Genomic DNA, 800 nt, shown 5'->3' on the forward strand with positions numbered 1-800 from the left:
TCTTCTTCTGTGACGATTTCGCCTTGGTTTTCGTTTTGGCGCAGAAGTTTAAGTAACGCATCTGTCGACACAGTAAGTAAGAACACAAAAGGTCTGGCAAGTTTGGCTAACCAATGAATCGGATAGGCGACCACAATTGCGATGCTTTCCGCGTTGTTTTGCGCAAAACGTTTTGGCACGAGCTCACCGATGATGATCGCGAAGTAAGTGATCAAAATAACAACGCTGGTAGTCGCAAGAACGGTGGCGACTTCGCGCTCTAGCCCTTGGGCAACGAGCCAGTGTTCAAAAGGAATGGACAGCGTCGCTTCACCAAAAATGCCACTGAGTAGACCGATGGCAGTAATGCCGATTTGGATAGTCGAAAGAAACTGGGTAGGGTTGTTTTTTAGTTCTAAAGCGAGCGCAGCAGGTGCGTTGTCTTCGGCCATCATTTTTAGTCGGCCGCTTTTCGCCGCGACCAACGCAATCTCAGACATAGCGAAAATGCCATTTAGTGCGATCAATCCAACAAGCAATAAAATGTCCATGGCGCCTTCCAGTAATGCACACGTTAGCAGCATAACGAGATTCTCTCGCGAGAAACGTGAGGTTGTGAATAATTCAACGCGTCATGCCAACAGAATGTCTTATTAAAAGGATAGAGTTCATTTGTTGAATGTGGTTTTCGCGTCCAGACGAATGATTCTGTTACTTGACTGGGATTCTGATAAACTACGCGCCCATTTCCTCTTTAGAGACGTTTCTATGCCATTTTCTAAGCTTGGTTTAAGCGCACCAATTACGGATGCTGTAACGGC

General features: G+C 46.2%; 1 protein-coding gene. It reads right to left on the bottom strand.

Annotation, left to right across the window (positions count from 1 at the left end; translation table 11 throughout):
* On the bottom strand, positions 1–563 hold a 563-nt coding region (locus R8O11_RS26700), incomplete at its 3' end, for a CNNM domain-containing protein (RefSeq protein WP_318194808.1).
* Positions 564–800: the final 237 nt, after the last annotated feature.

It is taken from the genome of Vibrio sp. 1288 (genome assembly GCF_033344475.1).